Here is a 21,884-nt window from a genome sequence, read left to right on the forward strand (position 1 = left end):
CGGTCTGTGGCGCGGGGCGGGCGATGCCTTGAACTCGCCTGGCCCCGCAGCCCCGTTCTACTCAAACCCAAAAGGACCATTTCGCAATGTCCACCGTTCGCATTCCACCCGTCCCGCTCTCAAAATCCGACGGTTCTCTCGGCCACCATGTCGAGACGCCGCGCGCGCGGTCGCGCTCGGTCACAAATGGCGTGGCGAGCGTCGAACGACCCGCAATTCCCGCGACCAGCACCGTCAACGGCGTGACTCATATCGTCCCGCCCGGTGACAACGAGCCGAAGTAAGGATCGGAACACATGAGCAGCAAAAAATATTTCGCCGACTACATCAACCAGCTCGACCCGAGCCGCCCCACCCAGAGAAAAGTCGGCGACATGATGCGGGTGCAACTCGGCATTCTTGGAACGGCGAAGGAAAAAGCGGCCGGCGCCGCGAAGTCGTCGAATTGGGAACACTTGAACGATCTTGGCAAAAGGGCGGCCAAGCGCGACGAGATTTCGAATTTCGTCACGTCCAACGCGCAGACTCGAGTCGCGCTGCGGAAGTTGCGCGCCGATATCAAGTCGTCGCTGCCCAAGCTGCCCGGGCGAGAAAAAGACGATCTTGCTGGCGTTCTGCAGGATCAGGAATATCGCGCGTTCGTCCGCACTTTGCCGCAAGAGCAGCGGGATCGAGCGCAGCGGTTGCATCCCGAGATCGCCGCAGCGGTGGCGCGGGCACCTGCCGAACTCTCTGGCGTGCCGGCAAGCGTGCACGGCGAATTGGTGAATGCGATGCTCCGACAGACGCACGGCGCCGAACTGGCCAGGATCGCCAACGATCTGAAATCGCTCGAACTGGCGGACGAACTCGTTCGACTCGCGGACAAGGAAATTCGCGCCGCCGCGGAGGTTCAACACGAAACAGATTTTCGTATGTGGGCGAAACCCATTGTCGACCCGCTTCTGGCCGAAGCCGGAACTGATTTCGACGAGCTATACCGGCGCCAGAATCCCGAGGCGCTCAACGTGCTCGGTGCGCTCGCGTCCGCTGCGGAGTGATCGCACCGTGACCGCCACCAACATCGTAATTAGCCCAAAGCATCAGGCGATCCATGTTGTCACCGACGCGGCAAGTTACGATCGCAACGGTGTTCTGGCCGGCTTCGTACCGAAATTCTACACCGTACCTGGCTGGCCCGGCGGAATTGCAATTCGAGGCATGACGATTGCCACGCCAGTCCTCGGTTACGAATTAACCAGCGCGTTTGCAACGTTCGATGACGTTGTCGAGTGCATCGAGATCGTTCTGCCTTCGATCGTGAACCGCTGGCAGCTCAAGGATACGATCGAAATGCTTCTAGTCGGCTTCTCCGAGTCCCGCGGAGGTCCGGAGGCGTACGTTATCGAAACGACCGATGACACTCCAATCGGCGTGCCAGAAGGCACGAAGGGAGAATATCTCCCAGATCCGTTCACCCTGCAGCGCCTCCCCAACGTCGTCGCCGGTCCCGTGATCCCAGGCGAAATCATAATGGACGCCTGGTTCGAAGGTCTATCCGAGGACGATGAGCCGGCGGTTCTGAAAAACAAGCTGCGCAAAGTCATCGAAATGCAGCGCCACGCGCTGTTCGACGATCGCATTCATTGGATCGGCGGATATGCGCAGCTCACGACAATTACCCGCGAAGGAATCACCCAATGCCTCTTGCAGCGATGGCCAGAAGATCAGATCGGGCAACTCATCAAGCCGGCGCCCATCGATTGGCCGCGGTGGAACGTCGCCCATGGATTTTCGCCGGGCCGCCGGCTCGCGGCCGGATAGGCGCCTACGGCGCGGTCTCTCAGCGGATTGCGCTACTTGGTCAATTGGCGACGGTCGAGGATCAGGTCAAGGCAAAGGAACTCGAACTTGCCGCGGCTGGACTGCAAGGTGTCGGCGTCTCGAAGCAGCAAGCCGAGGCGATCAAGAATATCGTCCGCGCGCAGGCGGAATTGCAGCGCGTCAGCGAACAGGCCGCATATGGTATTTTCAATTTCACCGAAGCGCAGAAGGCCGCTGCGGATATGCTGCAAAGCTGGGTCGACCGTGGCCTGATCGATCCGGCCAATCTCGAACAGTTTGCAAACGCCTCAAACCTTGCCGCGAAATCCGTCGAAGCGCTCGCCGATCAGGCGAAGGTGGCCGGCGCAGCGCTGCCCATGCTTCAGCAAGCTTTGAACGACGCTGGCAACGCGCGGAAGCAACTCGACGGTCTCATGGTTGAGGGGATGAATGTCAACCGCGGGTTCTTTGTCGAGTTCGGACAGCAAATTCGCAGTGGCGCATCGGCTTGGGACGCGTTCAAGGATTCCGGTCTCAACGCCCTCGGCAAGATCGCCGACAAGCTGATGCAGATCGCGGCGGACAATCTGTTCGCCTCGGCGTTCGGCGGATCGTCGAGCGGTGCCGGCGGAATTGCCGGCGCGATTGGCAGCCTGTTCGGCGTGGGTGGATCGGGCACCGTGGCAAACGGCGGAATTGTGCTCGGCGGCCCTGCCGGCCCCGGCGTGTTCGCGGCTGCCAACGGCGGCACGTTTGGCCCCGGCTGGGGCGTGGTTGGCGAGCGCGGCCCCGAGCTGATCAATGTCCACAAGGGCGGCGTAACGGTCGTCCCGAACCACGTCAGCAAGCCGTTCCTGCCCGGCTTCGCCGACGGCGGCACGATGTCTCCGAACGGCATGGTCTCGCGCCTGGCGGCTGCCGCGGGCGGCGACACGATCAGCGCGCCAGTGAGCATCAATATCGATGCGACCGGTGCCGACAAGGAAGGATTGGCACGGGTTGAAGGACAACTGCGTCAGCTCAAAGCGGAACTGCCGAGTCGGATCGTTAACACCGTCACCGACGCGAAAAAGCGGAGATTGCTGCAATGACGCCGAAGCAGAAACGGCAACATGACCGGCCGCGCGATCAGTCGCCGACGTTGCCACCGGGCGAAATGCTCGATCCGGATTTCGACGATCTCCATGAAGCCAATGCCGAATGGTCCGCTTGGCGCTGGCCGGTGCCAGGCGTCCAAGGCACCCCCGGGAGTGAAGCCGGGACACAATCAAGAAGTGAGAGAACAATGACCAGAGAGAACGACATTCAACCAGATCCGCCGCCGGCAGACGACGAAAAGCCGGCACCTCGTACAAAACATCAACCCACCGACCTGCCCGAAGTGCCCTGCCAGGGCTTTTCGATTGGCGAAATGTAAGTTAGGAGTATCCGAAAGTGCCCCACAAGCTCAATCTCGTTCGAGTTCTCACGACCGCAACCGGCACCAGCGAAACGATTACGCTAGGCAGCGCCTATTCGCAGTCGTTCATGACACCCGCCGAAGCCGGTGCAATCGATGCGCGCACGTATACGGCGATTCTTACCGACGGCAACAATTGGGAACTCGTGCGCGGCGCCTATGCCGCGTCCGGAACGACGTTCGCCCGAACGACCGTCCTCGCTTCGCGCAGCGGTGGTACGCTCGGAACGTCGCGCATTTCGCTGACCGGCTCGGCGCAGGTTCGGTTTATCGAATCGGCCGAAGACATGGACGGGGTCCGCGGAACGCGCGTGGTCACGGGTACGTCTGACGTCATCGCGAACACGGACATGGGCTACGCGATCACCTATTCCAACGCGTCGGCGATCGCCGCGACCATTGCGCAGGCCGGCGCATCGAGCCAGTTCCTCGACGGCTGGACTGTATTCGTCAAGAATACCGGCGCGGGTGCACTGACAATCACACCGGCAACGTCGACCATCAACGGCGGGGCGAGCTTGGTCCTGGCGCAGAACCTCGGCGCAATGATCTGGTCGGACGGCAGCAACTACCATGCATTCGTGATGCCCGTCACGAAGCCGCTGCTGGCCGCGAACAACCTGTCGGACGTGGTGAGCGCGTCGACCGCTCGCAGCAACCTTGGTGTGTCGCTACCTCATGGGCAGTGTCGATTGACATTGTCGGGCGGAAATCTCGTTCTGTCGCCGTACAATGGCAACTTGCTGACCGTCAACGGTGTATCGTGCACGGTTCCAGATGGCGGTGTTTCGCTTGCGGCAACGAGTCTCACTCCTGGCACGTCATATTTTATCTACGCGACTGCGTCGGGCGGCGTCGTGAACGCACTCGAAGCCCTGACGACAGCGCACGCCACGTCGACCACGTCCAGCAACAAGGGAACCGAGATCAAAAGCGGTGACGACACCCGCTCGTTGGTCGGTATGGCACGCGCTGTCACGGGTTCGGCTTGGGCCAACAGCGCCACTCAACGGTTCGTCGTCTCGTGGTTCAATCGTGCTCGGCGCGACGTGACCGGCGCAGTCGATACCACGTCGACCGAAACGTCCGGATCGCAAGTGGAGAAGACTGTCTCGAAGGCCGAATTCGTAGCCTGGGCCGACGAAGTCGTCGACATGGTGGTGACGGGAACGCTCAACAATTCGACCACGACCGGCGCGGTCGGGTTCACTGTGTTTTTTGACGGCGCTGCGTATGCCGATCTCAACTGGAACGTTAACCCGACAGGCGTGACGAATCGAATTCCCCTAACCGGACTACGGCGGAAGACTGCGGGATCAGACGGCTACCACTATGTTTCGTTTGGGCTGTCGGCGCCGGGCGGCGGCACAGCTTCGGCCAGCTACGGAATTCAAGCGCAGGCATCGGTCGGATGATGGGTACAAGGCGCAGGCTGTCTATACGGGGCACGGCGAGGCGCGGAAAAATGGAACTCATTCCGTTGAGCTAAATCAATCCTCTGGCGCCAGACCGTACGCGGAATGAGAATATGAAGCGCGATCCGCTAGAGCCGCCTAAAAAGCCGATATCGCCGCCTGATCGAAGCCGCACTGAGCAAATGCGCGAGGCGGTGCAGGAGTACATTGAAGAGCAGAAGGACCTTGTCCGGATCCTCCGCCACAAAATGAATTAAGGCCGGTCACGGCAACAGCTTCTGGGGGATCTACGTGGCTGGCTTTGCGGGCTTGCGAACGGCAGCAACCGGGGCGGCCGATGGCGGTGCAGGCGTCTCCATGCTGATCTTCAATTCATCGAGCGTCTGCTGTGTTCGGACTGCGCCTTCGCCCCCATTGATCGGCGTGATGCGTTCGAAGGCCGAACCGGGGTTGGTAACGAACATGCCGGCCGCGACGACGCGGGTTGTGTCACCGATCGGCGCAAAAGTGAACACGATCCGCTCGGCGGGAATGCCGTCATATTTGGAGCCGAGCAACAGGGCAGCGCCGAAGTTCTCCGACGGCTTCTCGATCTGCAGCAGGTACTCGGTATCCTTGGTCACGTTGAAGCGCTTGTCCAATGCGAGAGACAATAGCCTCGCCTTGATCGCGGCAGTCGTGGCGCGAATCGTGACTTCTGGCTTTCCGCTCGCGGTGTTCGGCGCCTGCGCGGCCGTCTGACACCCGGCGAGAACGATGGCCAAAGCGGCCGCCATTGTGCAATTGCGAATAAACATGAATGCCCCCTCAAAGGGGGACATTCAAACGCAACGGCGAACCGGATGCAACCAAGACTTTCTGTGCAAAAATTTGCTATTGGGAATTGTCAACATAACACGCCACGGCAGCGTGCTACCGATCGGGGCATGACCCTCTGGCCAGATCAAATTGCATACCCGCCCCGGGGCATGTCGCGCGATGAAGCTGCTCGCTACGTTGGCGTGAGCACGACCACGTTTGACCGAATGGTGCAGGCAGGCTGGATGCCCCGGCCGAAACGGGTGTTCTCGCGCCTCATCTGGGACCGACTGCAGCTCGACGCGGCGTTCACCGATCTTTCCGAGCAACAGGCGAACCCGCTCGATAGAATATTCACCACCTCACCGGGTCCAAAGCTCTCCGCGACCGAACTGTCCCATGCGGCCCTTGAACAGGCACGCGAGGCGCTTCGGCGTGGCGAGCAACAACGCGTCGAAGATGAATGGGAGGCCAAATACGAAGCGCGAAAAGCGGCCGAGAGCAAAGCCCGGCCGCCCCGCGGACCCAAAGACCGGTGAGTCACTCCGGCTTCGGCAGCTTTACGCCATGCTCCTTAGCCAGCGCTTTGAATATCGTGAACGAGCGGTCGAACGCGCTCTTTGCGTTGACCATCTCCTGCGCCATCGTCGCGATGGTGCGCTTGGTGAAGTCTGTGTCGGTTTTCTTAGCCATCGGATCCCCCTCGGGTGTTGTTGACTTGTTAAGAATAGCAGGTGTATTGATTATTTCAATAGGAAAAACTACCGATAAAAGTACGGGCCGCGTATCATGGCTACATCTGGCGATCTCGCGAAGGCGCTGTCGGAATTGCTCAACGAGCCTTTTTCGACCGTGGATCTATACGGCCGGCATCTGAGAGCGGCCGGGCTCCTCAACATCAAGGGGCATGGGCGCGGCGCTGCCGAAATGACAGCACGCGACGCCGCCGTCTGGTTGATCTCGCTCGCCATCGATCATGAGCGCGGCGGCGACTTCGCCAAAGAGGTCAAGCGAGTTCTCGACCTTCCGATGCATGAATACCTAATCAATCCGAAGGGCTATGCTGACGATCTCGCCCACCTGTCGGCAAAGACCGCTGGTCATGGGCTTGCACTTTTCATCGCCGACATGCTGGTGCCGCGGATCAAAGAGCGCCTTGAGCGCGGCGACGATCTCGTTACGGCGAACTTTGACGCTGATGGTGTGTTCGTTTCGCTGTCGATCTTCGATCGCCCGCCCGACGAAGTGGCCCAATTCGTCAACGCACTTTACCAGCGGGGCGAACGGAAGCGGCGCGATGTCGAGCGTCTGACCGTGTTTCACGGTCGCGTGCTGCTGGAGATTGCGAAACTGCTTGGTCTGAAGGCGCCGGCATGACCGAAACCGAAACAGCTCCGATTAGCCTCCTTGAACTCGATGAAGCCGAACGCCTGGCAACGCCCTTAGCGCTTGATGCGCTGAACGATCTTTGTGAATGGTGGGCCGGCAGCGCAGAACCCGAAATGTCACCGCCGCTTTGTCTTGGCTGGGACATGCACCGCTTATGGCCAAACGAGGGTTTCGCGCTCTGGCGAGACATGATGCTCGCGTACGAGTCTCCCTTGCTTGCTCATCATTTGCTGGAGAACGACCAACGCCGACCCACAACGCCGGAAGGATACGAGGCGTATTTAGTCGAACTGTGGGCGTCGTACGACCGAGAGAAGCACTGGACGGATCATCTGATCATCGACGTCCTCGCAAGTGAAAAGGAAGAACGCGGCTACGAGCCATGTGGTGAGGCCTGCGATCGGACTGAGGCGATCCTGAACGATCTGGCCGCCAAGGTCGGCGCCAAACGAGCCGCACTTAAAGCCGCGGATGATGCTCGCGAAGCCCGGCGCCTGAGGCGCCTCGACCGATTCTTCGATCTCGACGACGCCGGCTATGCCAAATGGCTGGCGGACGGCCGGCCCGAAATCAGTGGCATTAAGTACGACCGTTGGACCGAACGCCGCTTTCGCGAACTGTTGGAGAAGACACCCCCGATGCCTGTCGTTCCGTTTAAGGCGCCCGCGGCTCCGCAACCCGACCTGCTCAAGTCCTCCGGCGAGTTCGTTGCCGCGTACGAGCCACCGGACTTTCTAATCGATGGCATCCTACAGCGCCGTTACTTCTACAGCCTCACGGCGGCCACCGGATCCGGCAAAACAGCGATCGCGATGCGGATCATGGGCCACGTGACCGCCGGTCGGCCGCTCAACGGCGCGGCGCTTGAGCAAGGGACCACGCTCTATTTCGCGGGTGAGAACCCGACGGACGTGCAGGCGCGCTGGCTCGGGTTAACTCGCGACATGGGGATCAGCCCCGACACTACGGCCGTGCATTTCCTCGTCGGGGCCATGGATCTCAATCAAACCGCCGAGCGCATAACCGCGGAAGTGATCCGGAAGGGCCTGAGCCTGGCCCTGGTGATCGTCGACACCGCGGCGGCCTACAATTCATCGGAGGATGAGAATTCCAACACGCAGGCCGGGGCCTACGCGCGGCAGCTCCGGTCGCTCACGCAACTACCGGGCGGCCCGACTGTCATTGTGCTCTGTCATCCGACAAAGCGGGCCGGCGACGACGATCTGATCCCGCGAGGCGGCGGCGCGTTCCTGGCGGAAGTCGACGGCAATATTGCTGTTCAGCGGCGCGACTCGTTGCTCGCTCTCAGCGCACAGGGCAAATTCCGCGGCCCCGAGTTTCCCGCAATGCACTTCGAACTGGAAACGGTGCGCGATCATCCAAAGCTCAAAGACACGAAGGGCCGACCGATCCCGACCGTCATTGCCCGGCCGGTCGGCGGCGATAGGGCCAATGTCGTGGAAAAAGGGGCCGACCACGATAACGAACGTGTGCTGCGTGCCGTCAGCGACAAGCAGGGTTCATCACCGACGGATCTGGCTAAGGTGCTCGGCTGGACATACGGGGTAAATGCGGCACCAAACCAAACGAAGGTGGCGCGCGTTCTGAAACGATTGCTCAAGGAAAAGCTGGTGGTCGAGCGGCTTGGAGCGTGGCGAACCACCCATACCGGCGACCGCGAGTTGAATGCGATCGACGCGAAGCGGGCAACGATGCCGGTGCCGCCGATCCCACTTCCGCGTGGTTCAACTTCATTTTGAAGTAGACAGAATATACACACACAGGGCTGTGCGCTTTTCCGGCCTACTTCCGCTCGGGACGCACACTTTTCGCACATGTGCGTTTTGCGCTGTGAGTGTGTGAGAAAATTGGGAAAAGCGTTGCAATTTCCAAGGCTTCACACTTTCAGCGGCTGTGCGGAGACGATAATCGGAAAGGGGGACGTTTACGTCCCTTCCGATCGTACGCACACACACTCAGATCCTATGGTTGCGCGTGTGTGTGCGTTGATAGTGACTGGATGGCAAACTACTGGCCGCAGTAAAATGATGCCGACCTATAGTTTCCCTGCACAATTCCCCGCGCTTTGATTATTTGGACAGGATCGCCACATTGCGTGGTGTAAGCGAGGTTCTGTTCCGACAAAGCAATGATCTCCTTGGCAATCTCGCATTTTTCAAAATTGTCAAAGGTCGATAGTAGTTGTGACTGATATGCTGCTTGTTGTTCAATCAACGACATCATGATGTTGTATTCACAAGTCCCCTGCGCGAAGGAAGGTGCGCCAGAGAGTAGGACTAAACTCGCAATAAGCGTTCTCCAAATCATTATTGGCACCCCGCTTCGAATTTACATTCGGAATATTTCATCAGCATGTGAGCGCGGCAATTAACTAGACGGCTATACTTGCACTCATCTATGTCGGCTTTCGCTTGCGCCTGACATATTCTCGCAGCTTGCGTATTACAGCCTGGGTTCTGTTGCGGCACGCCCGGCGACCCTCTTCCTGCCGGACCTTCACGCATCGCCGATCCGCCTTGTGCCAACACTTGGCTAGCAGAAAGCATCAGAAGAACAATGGCAGCACTGGATAAGCCTCGCATGTCACTGGCTACCCGTTTGCAGATCACGATCATAGCCGTCAGTCGCACAGAAGCGCAACTGGCAAGTGTTTCTTCTTAGCCGCTGCATCAATGCGCGCGCCCTTTGCAACTCTATCGCGCCGTTCTGAGCACTTCGATCGACGCGCTTTAGTTCTACTGACTAGTGCTCCGTTACGCATTGTTACTAACAGTACAGCACTTTTTCTGGTTCACGGATTTTTTAGTATGCTGGGGTAAACACAAGGGTATCGAAACGCGAATTCGCGTGGCCAAATCGCAGGTGAGTCGAGTAATGGGCAAGACTGGCCCGAAGTGCAGCATTTGCTCTCACAAGTCCCGGCATCAGATCGAGATTGGACTCGCGCACGGCGTTGCGCACAACGCTCTCGCCCGCCGCTTCAACGTCAGCGCTGATGCCGTCGGCCGGCACGCTGCGAACCATGTCAGCCCCGCCATGCGCGCGGCGATCCTGACCGCACAGAAGCCCACCGAGATCGATCTGGACGCCTTGCAGGCGAGCGAGCAGGAAGGCTTGCTGTCCCAGCTCGTGCATCAGCGCGCCCGGTTGCAACAGCACGTGGCAACGGCGATCGATTTCGGCGACATCAAAGCAGCCATCAGCGCGGAAGGCGCCATCACCGCAAACCTGGCGCTCGTCGGCAAGCTATTGGGCATGATCGTGCAGCGCCACGATGTGCGGTCGACGTCGCTCCTGATCAGCGCGGACTACCTGGCGATGCGCCAGGCGATCGTGACCGCCCTGCGCCCCTTCCCTGAGGCTGCGCGCGCCGTGGGCGCCGCCCTGCACCGGTTGGAGACGGACGCGGCCGCCGCGATCGCCGCACGCGCTGGCAAGCCGCCGCTGGTCATCGAGGCCAAGCCCGCCGTGCCGCCCTGCCCGGTCCCGCTGCCATGCTGATGGCCGCTGACATAGCTCGGGCGCTGGATCCGGCATTGCTCGCCCGCGATGCGGATATCGAATTGGACGATTGGCAGGCCGATTTCGTCCGCTCCGATGCGCCCCAAACCGCCATGTTGATCCCACGGCAGCATGGAAAGACCGAAGCGAGCGTCATCAAATCTCTATCAGTCGCGACAACCGAGCCGGACAGCCTGATCTTGATCGCGTCGCCGGCACAGCGCCTATCGGACGAGTTCGTGCTGCGATCCCGCACAACGTACAACCGAATCAAGGATGCGGCCCCCCTGGTAGGGGATGCAGCCCGCCGCATCGAGTTTGCAAACGGCAGCCGCTTGCTCGCTCTGCCCGGCGACAACGATGGCGACACCATTCGCGGCCTGGCCAACGTTCGATTGGCTATCATCGATGAGGCGGCGCGCTGCTCCGATGCGCTGATTGCTGCCATCCGCCCTATGCTCGCGACCAATCGGCGTGCACAACTGGTCTATTTGTCGACGCCCAAAGGCAAGCGGGGCGCGTTCTACGAAACCTGGACATCGAGCGATTCAGAGTGGCATCGCATCCGCGTCGAGCTGGGGGCGTGCCCTCGCATCACACCGGAATTCCTCGCGCGCGAGCGCAAGAATCTCGGCGAGACCAAATTCCGCGAAGAGTACCTGTGCGAATTCCTCGACACCGAAGACGCCGCGTTCTCCACGTCGATCATCGACGCGATGTTCACCAATGAGGTTCGTCCGCTATGGGTATGACGGCAATCAGCAGACGTGAAATCCCCGCGCGCGCGGTCGACCGGTGGTTCGTTGGCGTCGACCTGGGACAAAGCACCGACCCCACCGCCATCTGCGCTTTGAACCATCGCGTTGTGCCACTGGACACGTGGACGGAGAACATCAAGGCCGGCTACTGGCGGCAGGATCAAACCGAACATTTCGACGTGCGCCATTTGGAGCGCTTGCCTCTCGGCATGTCCTACCCGCAACAGATTCAGCGCGTGGTCAATCTGCTGTCTCGCCCGCCGCTCGACGCTCTCAAGCCCAAGCTGGTGATTGACGAAACCGGCGTCGGCCGCCCGGTCGGTGACATGTTCGATGCCGCCGGCCTTCACCCGAACAGGATCACCATCACCGCGGGACTGGAGGCGACGCAGCACGGCGCCAAGACCTGGCACGTGCCCAAGGGCTTGCTGATCTCGAACCTCGAAGCGCATTCGCACAGCGGAGAACTGCGGATCGCGGCTGCCGCGAGCGATGCCGCGGCGCTCAAGGAAGAATTGAAGGACTTCAAACGGAAGATTTCGGAAGCCGGCCGCACGACCTACGCGGCACGGGTCGGCGCCCACGACGACTTAGTTCTCTCGGTCGCCATAACGCTATGGATGGCGACGCAGGGACCGGAAACAAGCGTCACTGAGTTGCGGGTTTAGCCCAACCGGCTCTTTGGAACTTCGAAAATACCGGCTCGTCGAACGTGCTCAATAGCCTCTTGGCGAAGCAACCGCGTCTCTTGATCGATGAATCGAACCACGCACGCAGTACCACGGCCTTGGACCGGAGACGGCAGATCTAGATCGAGCTGCTCAATCAGAGAAGTGTCATGCCGCTTTGACATATTCGCGTTCCCCAGACTCGATTTTCAACCATTATCCTCCTTAGACGCTAAATCAGCAATTACTTTCTTTTCGTAATCAATCTGCGCATCAAGTGGAATTTTGAAGATTGGCGTGGCGTGACTTAGGGATTTCTTAACGAAATTACCATTCGATTTTCGATCACGAACGGCGTTGAAGCACTTCAAAAAGACGTGGGGAGCTACTCCATCGTACTGTCTAAATAGCACGCGCTCGTGCCGATTCTCCGGGTTTTCCGATATAGCATCGTGGTGGAGCTGTATTGCCTTACTCTTTCGATATGGATGAATATAAATTACGTCTTTGATGCCGGCAGCCACGATGTGGCGCGCGCAGTTGTGACATGGATATACGGTGCTGTAGAGCGTGGCTCCCACCAAGGAATGCTTTCCTTCTCTCGCAACAGATAGAATTGCCTCCATCTCAGCATGGATAGACCGTGAGTATTCAGTGAGGTCTTCCACGTCGGTTTCACTAAGCTCTTTTCTAACGTCCCTCTCGGTGGCCCCCTTCCGCAACAGATTCTTTGAGTCGACGATCCGCTTTACGATGCCGTCCATGATTCCATTGCGCATGGTTTCGTTGTGACAGTAGCAACCGCCCCACTTGAAGCATCGCCGATCCTTGTCCTTGATTGAGCCCGCTTCGACCACGGTTTGATCGTCCTCAGTGTACAAGCCGCCTCCAAATTTGGGGACGTCATTCCACCCGGTCGCTATGAGTTCACCGGTGCGTGAGACGATTGCTGCTCCGACCTGCCGGGACATGCAAGCAGAGGCGGCGCCAGCCGTCATCGCCCTGCTCATCGAGGCCTCCTCAAGCGTCGGTGTGTGAACCCCGATGTCAAAAATGATCTCGAGGAAACGTGAGAGCTTTCGTCGGAGTTCATCCTGTTTTTGATCGTTGCAAACGTAGAAGTCGGCCGACGAAAACACCTTCCGTGTCATTTGGCCGAAAGTTCCCTTCTCGCCAAGGTCACGCTGGATGACTGTCTCCACGTCGCCGGGTAAGGCGCCGCCGTCTTTCAACCGCTGTTGGCGTATGTCGTCCGGTGCAAAAACACCGAAGAGACAGAGCGCATCCCGGTAAATGCTCCGCAAAATAGATAGCTCGTCGACGTTTTTGATGGAATCAATGATGAAGGCCCGTCGCCCAGGCAAAACCTTCCCGTTTACGATCCCGCCTTTCGACTTGCGATGTTTGACAATCTGCTCGACGGTCTTCTCAGCTAGATAGTTCGGTCCGAACTTTTCGCGCAGTGCGTTGCCAGCGCTTTGCATCGTGGCGATATAGGCGCTCAGGGGCGTCTGCGGCACTTTCGCAAAACCTACGCGCGAAGCCTCGTTGGCAATGATCAGGCTCTGCTTGATGATCTCAACGTCGTAGCTGTAGCCGGTCTTCAGCAAATCCTTGAGCAAAAGTGCTGACGTTGTGACCCCGGAACCTACCGGCCCAACGAGCGCGATTACTAACTCCTGCGATTCGCGCTCGCTGATTGTCTTTGCGAGCGGATCGCTGACTTCAAATGTCAGAAGGTCCTTATCAACATTAGGCACTGTCCGCCCCCAAATACGACGAGCATTGTGTGGTTTAAGCACGCATGCCTTGTCCATAGCCCGAATTGGAAAACTGCTTCTAAGATGTGCAAAACAAGCCGGAGGTAGCAGCCCTCCGTTACCCTATCCGTTACCCTTGGGAAAATCCGGATGCCCTGAAATCCGGCTAAGTATTGGTCGGAGCGAGAGGATTTGAACCTCCGACCCCTAGTCTCCCAGACTAGTGCGCTAACCGGGCTGCGCCACGCTCCGAACGTCGTTCCATTAGCTAGGATCGCCGCTTTGCGCAAGGCGAGGCCGCAGCATTTTGGTGTACCCGCCCAAAGCGCACGGAACTGCCCGCCAAGCCGGTGGGCCGCCGCCCCTACCCGTCCTTCAGCGCCTGATCCAGCATCTCGCGGCAGGCGACGAGGTCGGCGAGCGCCCGTCCCAGCCGCTCCCGGTCCAGCGCGCTAGGGCCGGCGGGTGCGACGGGCGTGCCGCCCTTGCGGAAGGTGGTGAGGATCTCCTCGTCGTCGATCTCGGTGAAGCGGAAGTCGATGCCTTCCTCCTCATCGCCCTGGTAGTCGTCATCGTCGCTGTCGGTGACGCCCTTGATGGGCGCCTCGTCCTCGGGCTCCATCAGGCTCGCGCCGATGGCGTCCTCGATGGCGCCGAACGAGACCGCGGCCGCGCCGTCGGCGAGGCCCTGCACCGATTTGACGCCGTGCTCCTTCAGGATCCGCTGCACGCCGCGGATGGTGTAGCCCTCGCCGTAGAGCAGGCGGCGGATGCCCTTGAGCAGGTCGACGTCGTCGGGGCGGTAGTAGCGGCGGCCGCCGCTGCGCTTCATCGGCTTGATCTGCGAGAAGCGGGTCTCCCAGAACCGCAGCACGTGCTGCGGAATGTCGAGTTCCTGCGCTACCTCGCTGATGGTTCGGAACGCATCCGGCGCCTTGTCCAAATGCCAGTCCTTTCCGAAAGGCGGCTACGCCTCGGGTTGAGCCTTGCTGGTGGCATCGCCATTGGTGCGGTGCTGGGCGTTGATCCGCTGCTTCAGGATCGCCGAGGGCTTGAACACCATGACGCGCCGCGGCGAGATCGGCACCTCGGTTCCGGTCTTCGGGTTGCGACCGATGCGCTGACCCTTCTTGCGGACCATGAAGGACCCGAACGAGGACAATTTCACCGTCTCGCCCTTCTCCAGGCAGTCGGTGATCTCCTTCAGCACGAGTTCCACGAAGGCGGACGATTCCGTGCGCGACAGGCCCACCTTCTGGTAGACGGCTTCGCACAGATCGACACGCGTTACGGTTTTACTTTGATCGGTCATCGCCCTGCCCCACATCACGGCGAACAATTCTTGTCTGAAATTATGAGCTTACGATACGGCGGTCAACAGCGCACATCAATGCAGGCGCACCGATAATCGGCGCCGATTTCGGCAAAATTTTATCGAGTGTGTCTTACCAGCGCACCAGCGCGGAACCCCAGGTGAATCCGCCGCCCATCGCCTCCAGCAGGACCATATCGCCCTTCTTGATGCGGCCGTCCTTGCGCGCCACGGAGAGCGCGAGCGGAATCGAGGCCGCGGAGGTGTTGCCGTGCCGGTCCACCGTCAGCACCACCTTCTCGGGCGCGATGTGCAGCTTGTGCGCGGAAGCGTCGATGATTCGCTTGTTGGCCTGATGCGGCACGAACCAGTCGATGCCGTCGGCATTCAGCCCGGTCGCCTCGAAGGCATCGACGATCACGTCGGTGATCATGCCGACCGCATGCTTGAAGACCTCGCGGCCCTCCATGCGCAGATGGCCGACGGTCTGGGTCGAGGACGGCCCGCCGTCGACGAACAGCTTTGCCTTGTGGCGGCCGTCGGAGCGCAAGTGCGTGGTCACCACGCCGCGGTCGGTCGCGGCCTTGCCCGGCTGCTCCTGCGCCTCCAGCACCACCGCGCCGGCGCCGTCGCCGAACAGCACGCAGGTGCCGCGATCGTTCCAGTCGAGGATGCGCGAGAAAGTCTCGGCGCCGATCACCAGCGCGCGCTTGAAGGCGCCGGTGCGCAGGAAATTGTCGGCGGTGGCGAGCGCGAACACGAAGCCTGAGCACACAGCCTGGAGGTCGAAGGCCGCGCCATGATTGATGCCGAGCCCGTGCTGTACGGCGACAGCCGTCGCAGGGAAGGTGTTGTCCGGCGTCGAGGTCGCCAGCACGATCAGGTCGATCGACTGCGCGTCCAAACCGGCATCGTTCAGAGCCGCCTGCGCCGCCTTGAGCGCCAGGTGCGAGGTGAACTCGCCCTCGGCCGCGATGTGCCGCTCGCGAATGCCGGTGCGCTGCACGATCCACTCGTCGGAGGTGTCGATCCGCGCCGCCAATTGGGCGTTGGTCACCACCTGCTCCGGCAGATAAGAGCCGCAGCCGAGCACGACCGAACGAATTTTCGTCACGAAACAGCCTCCTGCGCGGCCTGCACCGAACTGAGTGCACCACCCTCGCGGTTGAGCATCTGATTGATCTTGTTCAGGAGATCGTAGTGAGCCATCTCATAGCCAACATCGATCGCATAGGCAAAGCCTTCGGCGTTGGTTCCGCCATGGCTCTTGACCACCACCCCCCTCAATCCCAGCAGCACGCCGCCATTGGACTTGTGAGGGTCCATCTTGTCGCGCAGGGCCTGGAAGGCGCTGCGCGCGAAGACATAGCCGAGCTTGGAGAGCCAGCTCCGCTGCATCTCGTTACGGAGCAATTCCGCCATCTGCCGCGCGGTTCCCTCGGCGGCCTTGAGCGCGATGTTGCCGCTGAAGCCCTCGGTGACGATGACGTCGGCCAGCCCCTTGCCGATCCCGTCGCCCTCGACGAAGCCGATATAATCGAGCTCCGGCAGGTTCCTCGCCCGCAGGATCTCGCTGGCCTCGCGAATCTCCTCGTGCCCCTTGATCTCCTCGGCGCCGATGTTGAGCAGACCGACCGTGGGCCGCTTCTTGTTGAACAGCACGCTCGCCTTGGCCGCGCCCATCACCGCCATCGACACCAGGTGATGCGCATCGCCGCCGAGGGTGGCGCCGAGGTCGAGCACGACGGACGCCCCGCGCAAGGTCGGCCATATCGCCGAGATGGCCGGGCGGTCGATGCCGGGCAGCGTGCGCAGATGGAAGCGCGCCATCGCCATCAGCGCGCCGGTATTGCCGGCGGAGATCGCCACATCCGCCTCGCCCTTCTTGACGGCGTCGATCGCGAGCCACATCGAGGAGGTCTTGCGGCCGCGCCGCAGCGCCTGGCTCGGCTTGTCCTCCATGCTGATGGCGACGTCGGTATGGACGATCTTCGAGGCGGCTTTCAGCTTCGGCTGCTTGTCGAGCTCGGGCTCGATCCTGGCGGCGTCGCCGACCAGCAGGAATTCGGTATCGGGATGCCTCTGAAGCGAGATGGCGGCGCCCGGAATGACCACGGCGGGGCCGACATCGCCCCCCATGGCGTCCAGCGCGATGCGAACCTTGCTTGGCATGAAAGTCCTGGAAACCTGGTCTGGTGCGGTCTTGAGCTAGCGGGGCCGCAAAATGGGTTCGCCACGGACATGGCGACCGGTCAGGCGCCACGCCGCACCCGGACCGGGGCGCGACAATAGCGTTTTGTTACTCCGAAACAACCTCTTGCCCCCAGCCTTTTGCATTCGCGGCGATCCACAGGGGGCGCGGGCAAATCGCCGCGAAACACATTGAAATCAACGGGATATAGCCGTTCTTTTGACCGGCAAGGCAAACGGCTCGTGTCCCGTCCCAAGCAGGCCCGCCGGAATTGCCCGGCTATTTGCTCTTTTTCCCGTCCTGAAGCGCCTTCAGCGCGGCAAATGGATGGTCCTCGGGATCGGGCACGGTGACCTCGGCCTCGAACACCGCCCCCTCCTTGCGCGGATAAGGATCGATCGCCAGGAAAAGGGCGTCGGTGGCGAGCCGGCCAAGGTCGATGATGCCATTGACGATCGGCTCGGGCGGGTCAGCGACCTCGGGCGGCTCCTCGCCGTCCTGCCCCTCCTCGATCAGATCGGCCAGGCGGCGCGCCTCGACCTCGGGAGCGAACATCAGGTCGACCTCCTCCTCGATGTCGCTCTCGATGGGATCCAGCGTGACCACGCAGGTCTGGCCGACCCGGGCCCGGACGTTGCCGGTCACCTGAACACGGCCGCCGCTCTTGGGCACCACATCGAACTCCGCCTGGGCAGACAGGATCTCGCGAACGCCTGCGAGCGCCGCCATGGCCTGCCGCTCGGCCGCTGATGCCTCGAGCTTGCGATGCAGGCCTCCGTCAGGAATTTGCGCAGCGATGAGGGGTGCCCGCCAGGGATCTGGCTCGGATCCGGCATTTGGTCGGTTCATGGCGTGACATCCTCGGAGAGCACTGGAGGAAACTTGAAGGAGGCGCGCAGCAGCGCAGCCTCATCGGTCCGGCCGAGATCGACTTCAGTGGCCCGGGCATAGGCCGCGAGCCGCTTCGCCTGGTCGAGGCCGGTCCCATTCAAGATATTCTTGCAGATCGCCGATGCCAGCGCCTCGCCGCCGCCCTCCATGGCCTGGTCATAGGCCTGGACGCGGCCGTAGAAGGCCTCGCCGAAGGCTCGCATCCGCTTCGGCACGGTCTGGTCGCCCACCCCCATCTCGCGCAGATTGTCGTCCATATCCTCGCAGAAGCGGTCGAACAGCGCCTGCGACAGCTCCGTGGCGCCCTGGACCGCGCGCAGGCGGCGCAGCAGCAGCCAGAGATGCAGCAGCAACAGGTCGAAACGCCCGTTAACCGTATCGGGCACGCCCAAGTCACGGTAAAACATGGGTTCTCGCGCCTGCGTCACGATCATGCCATAGATGGCTTCAATGGTGCCCGCCGGGGTTAGTCGGGGTTTCCTGAAGTGATTGAACGGCCAAAGCATTGTGGTTTCCGCAAGCGGGCGCGCGCGTGTTGCATTCAGAGCCTCCGCCCGGTACTTCAGCGCCTCGCGCGACGCAAGGGGACGGAATCAGTTCCGCTATGACAACAACGAACCAGACCAGCCTGCGCGCGGACAAGCGGCGCGGCCTTCACGCATGCTGGCGCGGCTTGCGCATGCTCGCGGCTACGGCCGTGGTCGGCGTGGCACTTGCGGGCTGCACCGGTGAGCAGTTCCAGAAGGGCTACATCCTGCCGCCCGGCGCGCTCGAACAGATTCCGATCGGCGCGAGCCAGGACCAGGTGCTGATCGTGATGGGCACCCCCTCCACGGTCGCGACACTCGACGGCGAGGTGTTCTATTACATCTCGCAGCGCTCGGAGCGCCCGGTCGCCTTCATGAACCAGAAGGTGGTCGACCAGCGTGTCATCGCGATCTATTTCGACAAGAATCGGCGCGTGCGCCGGCTTGCGAATTACGGCCTCCAGGACGGCAAGATCTTCGACTTCATCAGCCGCACCACGCCGACCTCGGGCCAGGAGATGAGCTACCTCACGCCGCTGTTCAAGCTGCTCAGCTTCAACTGAGACTCGTGAGCGCTTCCGTGCGGTGTCGATAATTGCTTGCGTAAGAGCTGCAACCGACCTTCCAATTCCGTCGGAAGGTATATGGCACCAAGCTGCGGCGTCGTGCCGCCTTTCGCGCGGCACTCCCCGTCGCACGCGACTTGCGGTCGCACGAGCGGTTCCGTACGGTCCCTGCAACGAAAAAGCAGGGAGTAGATTCGTGCCTAAGCCTTTGTTGACCCGCCGTCGCGTGCTCACCGGCGCTGCCGGCCTTTCAGCCGCAGCCATATTGCCGCGATCGAGCCTTGCCGACTGGAAGCCCACCGAGAACGTTCGCCTCGTCGTGCCGGCTGCGGCCGGCGGCTCGACCGACGTAATGGGCCGGCTCTTGGCCGCGCATCTGCAAACCGCATGGGGCCAGTCCGCGGTCGTGGAAAACCGCTCGGGCGGCGGCGGCACCATCGGGACTGCCGAGGTCGTCCGCGCCAAGCCGGACGGCCACACCATCCTGGTCGGCAATCCCGGTCCGAACGCGATCGCCTACAGCATCTTCAAGAACCTCAGCTACAAGCCCGACCAGCTCCAGCCGGTCTCCAACATGATCCGGATCCCGAACATCGTCTCGGCGCATCCCAAGACCGGCATTAAGTCGGTCGCCGAGCTGATCGCGTATCTGAAGGCCAATCCGGACAAGCTCAGCTACGCCTCCTCCGGCGTCGGCCAGAGTCCTCATCTCACCGGTGCCTGGTTCCTCCAGCTCACCGGCCTGAAGATGACGCACATCCCGTTCCGCGGTGCCGGACCCGCGCTCCAGGCGGCGCTCGCCGGCGACATCCAGATCCTGTTCGACAATCTCTATCCGAGCCTGCCGCAGGTGCAGAACGGCACGCTCAACGGTCTTTGCGTCACCACGACCGAGCGCAGCGACCTCGCGCCGAACCTGCCGACGATGCGAGAGAGCGCGCCGGAGCTGGCGAATTTCGACATATCGTCCTGGTTCTCGGTGTTCCTGCCAAAGGGGGTTTCACCCGAGGTGCTCAACGCGCTCAATCTCCAGGTCAAGGCGATGCTGGAGCGCGAGGACATCAAGAAGCAGATCGCAGCCATGGGCGCCCGCGCCGACTACGGCACCCCGCAGCAATTTGCCGCCTTCCTGGAGGCCGAGACGAAGAAGTTCGCCGGCATCATCCAGAAAGAAGGGCTGCAGATGGATGTGCAGTAGTTCTCGTGTCCCGGATGCCGCCTGCGGCATCCGGGACTTGAGCAACTGCTATCCGGTCGTGACGCCGTCGATCGGGCTGATATCTCCGACGAAGCGCAACAGATCGCTCATCAGGAAAGTGCCCGGAGTCTTCGCCGGCAGCGTCGGCTTCCAGTTCTGCTGGCTGAGATAGGATTGGTTATCGCCAGCGACGATGCCTATGAACACCTCGGCCACGATGCGCGCGCCGACCGGACCGAGCCGTAGGCCGCCGGTCTTCACCTGGGCCTCTTTGAGGATGTAGTACCAAAGCGGCGTCTTTCGATCGAAGCCCTGGGCGGCCGCAACGGCGCCGTCCGTACCGGTTGCGATCTCCGTTGGCTTGAGCACCGGAATCCCCATCGCACGCGCCACATCCTGCCCCGACGGCAATCCGAGATTGACTCCGCGCTGCAGGTTGCGGAACGGGAGGCTTCCGCCGCCACCTGGAAGATCGTGCAATTTCGGAATCAGGAATGGATCGATCTTGCGCGAATGGTTGAACAGGAAGTTTGGCGTCGGCAGAGGCGCCGGATCGAATGCGTAGAAGCGGCTCCAGTCGATGATCCAATCCGTGGGCAAGGTGCTGACATTGGGTGGGGAATTGGGCGCGTTGGGAGTGGTGCCGGCAATCTCGCCCAAGATGCGGCCGGAGAGCCCGGAGAAAAAGAACTCGAGGCTGAGGCTCGCCGCAGCAAAGCCGCCGGGCTGCGTGAACACACGGTTGTGGCTATACGTCTCGCGAACCATGCTGTGCCCAAGCCGGTAGGCTGCCGCCGAGAACTCGACCGGCATGTAGGGCACCTTCTGGAATCGGTAGAACTTCCGGCCCTCGTGCAGAATCCTGGCGACGATGCCCTTCTCCGTTAAGCGCTCGACGAAATCGTGCAGCACCATCCACTGATAGTGCCAGGTCACCAGCTTCCTTGCTTCGGAGAAGAGCTTGTCGGCCGCCGGTGGGTTCGGACCGGCTGCGAGCATATCGACGACCTTGTTGTGGAATTTCAGGAACGCAAGGTGCGTCTGCGCGACCAGGAGATTTTCGTCATTGCGATGGTCGCCGATCAGGGCTCGTCCTTCCGAATTCCTCGTCAGATCATTCGGAAACACGCCGGCCGCGCGCGGCGTGGGCGCCGTCTTGCCGAGCAGGAACCTCGGCCCGGGCTGCGTGATGTTGTTGGGATCGCGAGCGTAGAGCTGCGGGCTGCCATCCGGTCCCAGACCGTAGATGCTGTCCAGATCGAGCCTGGGGGTTCTGAAGTTCGTGGTGGCGTGGGGATCCTCCTGCTTCTCGGCAAGCGACGTCAGATCGAGCGTAATGTCGTGATCGACGAATTGGCCGAGATAGGTGAAGCCCGAGGGGACGCTGGCATTGTCGCCGGTCTGATCGTCCGGACTGGCGTCCTTCATCGCGGCGGCAAGCGCCTGCAGCGCAGCATCCGGTGCCGTAAAGGCCGGCAAGTCAAACATCCGGCCGAACATGCCGGGGTCTGCATTGGCGCTGGGCGGTTTCAAGCCCGCCCTGGTCGGCTGGCGTCCGGCTTTCCCGTGTCTTGGATTCAGGTTTGCAGCTTGCGTCATTCTTCCCTCCAGTGGGTGAGACAGCACC

At 61.2% G+C, this 21,884-nt stretch carries 25 protein-coding genes and 1 tRNA gene; 14 read left to right on the forward strand and 12 right to left on the reverse strand.

Going from position 1 to position 21,884, the window contains the following annotated elements; translation table 11 throughout:
- The first annotated feature begins 86 nt into the window (after positions 1–86).
- Genes ACYCVF_RS29625 through ACYCVF_RS29650 form a run of 6 tightly spaced genes read left to right on the forward strand, consistent with a single transcriptional unit; the run spans position 87 to position 4,677 of the window.
- A complete protein-coding gene (locus ACYCVF_RS29625; protein WP_459606437.1) occupies positions 87–284 on the forward strand; it encodes a hypothetical protein in 198 nt (65 codons plus the stop codon).
- 12 nt (positions 285–296) lie between these two features.
- A complete protein-coding gene (locus ACYCVF_RS29630; protein WP_459606438.1) occupies positions 297–1,040 on the forward strand; it encodes a hypothetical protein in 744 nt (247 codons plus the stop codon).
- Positions 1,041–1,047: 7 nt separating this feature from the next.
- Positions 1,048–1,803 carry a hypothetical protein gene (locus ACYCVF_RS29635; protein ID WP_459606439.1) on the forward strand — a complete coding sequence of 252 codons (756 nt, stop codon included), beginning with the start codon at positions 1,048–1,050 and terminating at the stop codon, positions 1,801–1,803.
- Complete coding sequence (locus ACYCVF_RS29640) at positions 1,743–2,894, forward strand: hypothetical protein (protein ID WP_459606440.1); 1,152 nt, start codon at positions 1,743–1,745, stop codon at positions 2,892–2,894. Before ACYCVF_RS29635 ends, ACYCVF_RS29640 begins: the two co-directional genes overlap by 61 nt.
- On the forward strand, positions 2,891–3,220 hold the full coding sequence (locus tag ACYCVF_RS29645; protein WP_459606441.1) for a hypothetical protein: 330 nt from the start codon (positions 2,891–2,893) through the stop codon (positions 3,218–3,220). The genes ACYCVF_RS29640 and ACYCVF_RS29645 overlap by 4 nt, the downstream gene beginning before the upstream one ends.
- 17 nt (positions 3,221–3,237) lie before the next feature.
- Positions 3,238–4,677 carry a hypothetical protein gene (locus tag ACYCVF_RS29650; protein WP_459606442.1) on the forward strand — a complete coding sequence of 480 codons (1,440 nt, stop codon included), beginning with the start codon at positions 3,238–3,240 and terminating at the stop codon, positions 4,675–4,677.
- Positions 4,678–4,964: 287 nt separating this feature from the next.
- Here ACYCVF_RS29650 and ACYCVF_RS29655 read toward each other — a convergent pair whose 3' ends face one another.
- A complete protein-coding gene (locus ACYCVF_RS29655) occupies positions 4,965–5,453 on the reverse strand; it encodes a hypothetical protein (RefSeq protein ID WP_459606443.1) in 489 nt (162 codons plus the stop codon).
- Positions 5,454–5,603: 150 nt separating this feature from the next.
- On the opposite strand from ACYCVF_RS29655, the gene ACYCVF_RS29660 reads away from it, so the two are divergent.
- A complete protein-coding gene (locus tag ACYCVF_RS29660) occupies positions 5,604–6,014 on the forward strand; it encodes a helix-turn-helix transcriptional regulator (RefSeq protein ID WP_459606444.1) in 411 nt (136 codons plus the stop codon).
- A gap of 1 nt (position 6,015) precedes the next feature.
- Here ACYCVF_RS29660 and ACYCVF_RS29665 read toward each other — a convergent pair whose 3' ends face one another.
- Positions 6,016–6,168 carry a hypothetical protein gene (locus ACYCVF_RS29665; RefSeq protein WP_459606445.1) on the reverse strand — a complete coding sequence of 51 codons (153 nt, stop codon included), beginning with the start codon at positions 6,166–6,168 and terminating at the stop codon, positions 6,016–6,018.
- Between the two features lie 135 nt (positions 6,169–6,303).
- On the opposite strand from ACYCVF_RS29665, the gene ACYCVF_RS29670 reads away from it, so the two are divergent.
- Positions 6,304–6,852, forward strand: a complete 549-nt coding sequence (locus tag ACYCVF_RS29670) for a hypothetical protein (RefSeq protein ID WP_459606446.1) — start codon at positions 6,304–6,306, stop codon at positions 6,850–6,852.
- Complete coding sequence (locus ACYCVF_RS29675) at positions 6,849–8,624, forward strand: AAA family ATPase (protein WP_459606447.1); 1,776 nt, start codon at positions 6,849–6,851, stop codon at positions 8,622–8,624. Before ACYCVF_RS29670 ends, ACYCVF_RS29675 begins: the two co-directional genes overlap by 4 nt.
- Before the next feature lie 268 nt (positions 8,625–8,892).
- Here ACYCVF_RS29675 and ACYCVF_RS29680 read toward each other — a convergent pair whose 3' ends face one another.
- Positions 8,893–9,108 carry a hypothetical protein gene (locus ACYCVF_RS29680; RefSeq protein WP_459606448.1) on the reverse strand — a complete coding sequence of 72 codons (216 nt, stop codon included), beginning with the start codon at positions 9,106–9,108 and terminating at the stop codon, positions 8,893–8,895.
- Between the two features lie 651 nt (positions 9,109–9,759).
- Here ACYCVF_RS29680 and ACYCVF_RS29685 point away from each other — a divergent pair.
- The 3 genes from ACYCVF_RS29685 to ACYCVF_RS29695 are packed head-to-tail and all read left to right on the forward strand — an operon-like array spanning position 9,760 to position 11,812.
- Entirely contained in the window at positions 9,760–10,386 is a 627-nt protein-coding gene (locus ACYCVF_RS29685; protein ID WP_459606449.1) for a hypothetical protein, read from the forward strand.
- Positions 10,380–11,138 (forward strand): terminase large subunit domain-containing protein, encoded by a 759-nt coding sequence (locus ACYCVF_RS29690; RefSeq protein WP_459606450.1) that lies wholly within the window; start codon positions 10,380–10,382, stop codon positions 11,136–11,138. Before ACYCVF_RS29685 ends, ACYCVF_RS29690 begins: the two co-directional genes overlap by 7 nt.
- On the forward strand, positions 11,129–11,812 hold the full coding sequence (locus ACYCVF_RS29695; RefSeq protein ID WP_459612943.1) for a hypothetical protein: 684 nt from the start codon (positions 11,129–11,131) through the stop codon (positions 11,810–11,812). The genes ACYCVF_RS29690 and ACYCVF_RS29695 overlap by 10 nt, the downstream gene beginning before the upstream one ends.
- 209 nt (positions 11,813–12,021) lie before the next feature.
- Here the strand turns inward: ACYCVF_RS29695 and ACYCVF_RS29700 are convergent, their stop codons facing one another.
- From ACYCVF_RS29700 to ACYCVF_RS29735, 8 genes are all read right to left on the reverse strand, one after another.
- Entirely contained in the window at positions 12,022–13,572 is a 1,551-nt protein-coding gene (locus ACYCVF_RS29700) for an anti-phage dCTP deaminase (RefSeq protein WP_459606452.1), read from the reverse strand.
- Between the two features lie 174 nt (positions 13,573–13,746).
- Positions 13,747–13,824 (reverse strand) — tRNA-Pro (locus ACYCVF_RS29705).
- Positions 13,825–13,936: 112 nt separating this feature from the next.
- Positions 13,937–14,515 (reverse strand): MerR family transcriptional regulator, encoded by a 579-nt coding sequence (locus ACYCVF_RS29710; protein WP_459595318.1) that lies wholly within the window; start codon positions 14,513–14,515, stop codon positions 13,937–13,939.
- Between the two features lie 24 nt (positions 14,516–14,539).
- The gene (locus tag ACYCVF_RS29715; RefSeq protein ID WP_459595317.1) at positions 14,540–14,884 is read right to left on the reverse strand and encodes an integration host factor subunit alpha; all 345 of its coding nucleotides are present in this window, start codon (positions 14,882–14,884) and stop codon (positions 14,540–14,542) included.
- A 133-nt stretch (positions 14,885–15,017) separates the two neighbouring features.
- Positions 15,018–15,998: a beta-ketoacyl-ACP synthase III gene (locus ACYCVF_RS29720; RefSeq protein ID WP_459595316.1), complete on the reverse strand. Its 981-nt coding sequence runs from the start codon at positions 15,996–15,998 to the stop codon at positions 15,018–15,020.
- Positions 15,995–17,056 carry a phosphate acyltransferase PlsX gene (gene plsX / locus ACYCVF_RS29725; protein WP_459595315.1) on the reverse strand — a complete coding sequence of 354 codons (1,062 nt, stop codon included), beginning with the start codon at positions 17,054–17,056 and terminating at the stop codon, positions 15,995–15,997. Before plsX ends, ACYCVF_RS29720 begins: the two co-directional genes overlap by 4 nt.
- A gap of 298 nt (positions 17,057–17,354) precedes the next feature.
- Positions 17,355–17,924 (reverse strand): YceD family protein, encoded by a 570-nt coding sequence (locus tag ACYCVF_RS29730; RefSeq protein WP_459595314.1) that lies wholly within the window; start codon positions 17,922–17,924, stop codon positions 17,355–17,357.
- Entirely contained in the window at positions 17,921–18,472 is a 552-nt protein-coding gene (locus tag ACYCVF_RS29735; protein ID WP_459595313.1) for a ubiquinol-cytochrome C chaperone family protein, read from the reverse strand. Before ACYCVF_RS29735 ends, ACYCVF_RS29730 begins: the two co-directional genes overlap by 4 nt.
- A gap of 98 nt (positions 18,473–18,570) precedes the next feature.
- Between ACYCVF_RS29735 and ACYCVF_RS29740 the strand changes: the two genes are divergently transcribed.
- Both ACYCVF_RS29740 and ACYCVF_RS29745 read left to right on the forward strand, forming a co-directional pair.
- The gene (locus ACYCVF_RS29740; RefSeq protein WP_061021916.1) at positions 18,571–19,056 is read left to right on the forward strand and encodes an outer membrane protein assembly factor BamE; all 486 of its coding nucleotides are present in this window, start codon (positions 18,571–18,573) and stop codon (positions 19,054–19,056) included.
- Positions 19,057–19,255: 199 nt separating this feature from the next.
- Positions 19,256–20,257 (forward strand): Bug family tripartite tricarboxylate transporter substrate binding protein, encoded by a 1,002-nt coding sequence (locus ACYCVF_RS29745; protein WP_459595312.1) that lies wholly within the window; start codon positions 19,256–19,258, stop codon positions 20,255–20,257.
- A 48-nt stretch (positions 20,258–20,305) separates the two neighbouring features.
- Here the strand turns inward: ACYCVF_RS29745 and ACYCVF_RS29750 are convergent, their stop codons facing one another.
- Positions 20,306–21,856 (reverse strand): peroxidase family protein, encoded by a 1,551-nt coding sequence (locus ACYCVF_RS29750; RefSeq protein WP_459595311.1) that lies wholly within the window; start codon positions 21,854–21,856, stop codon positions 20,306–20,308.
- Positions 21,857–21,884 lie beyond the last annotated feature (28 nt).

The organism is Bradyrhizobium cedriense (assembly GCF_054602315.1).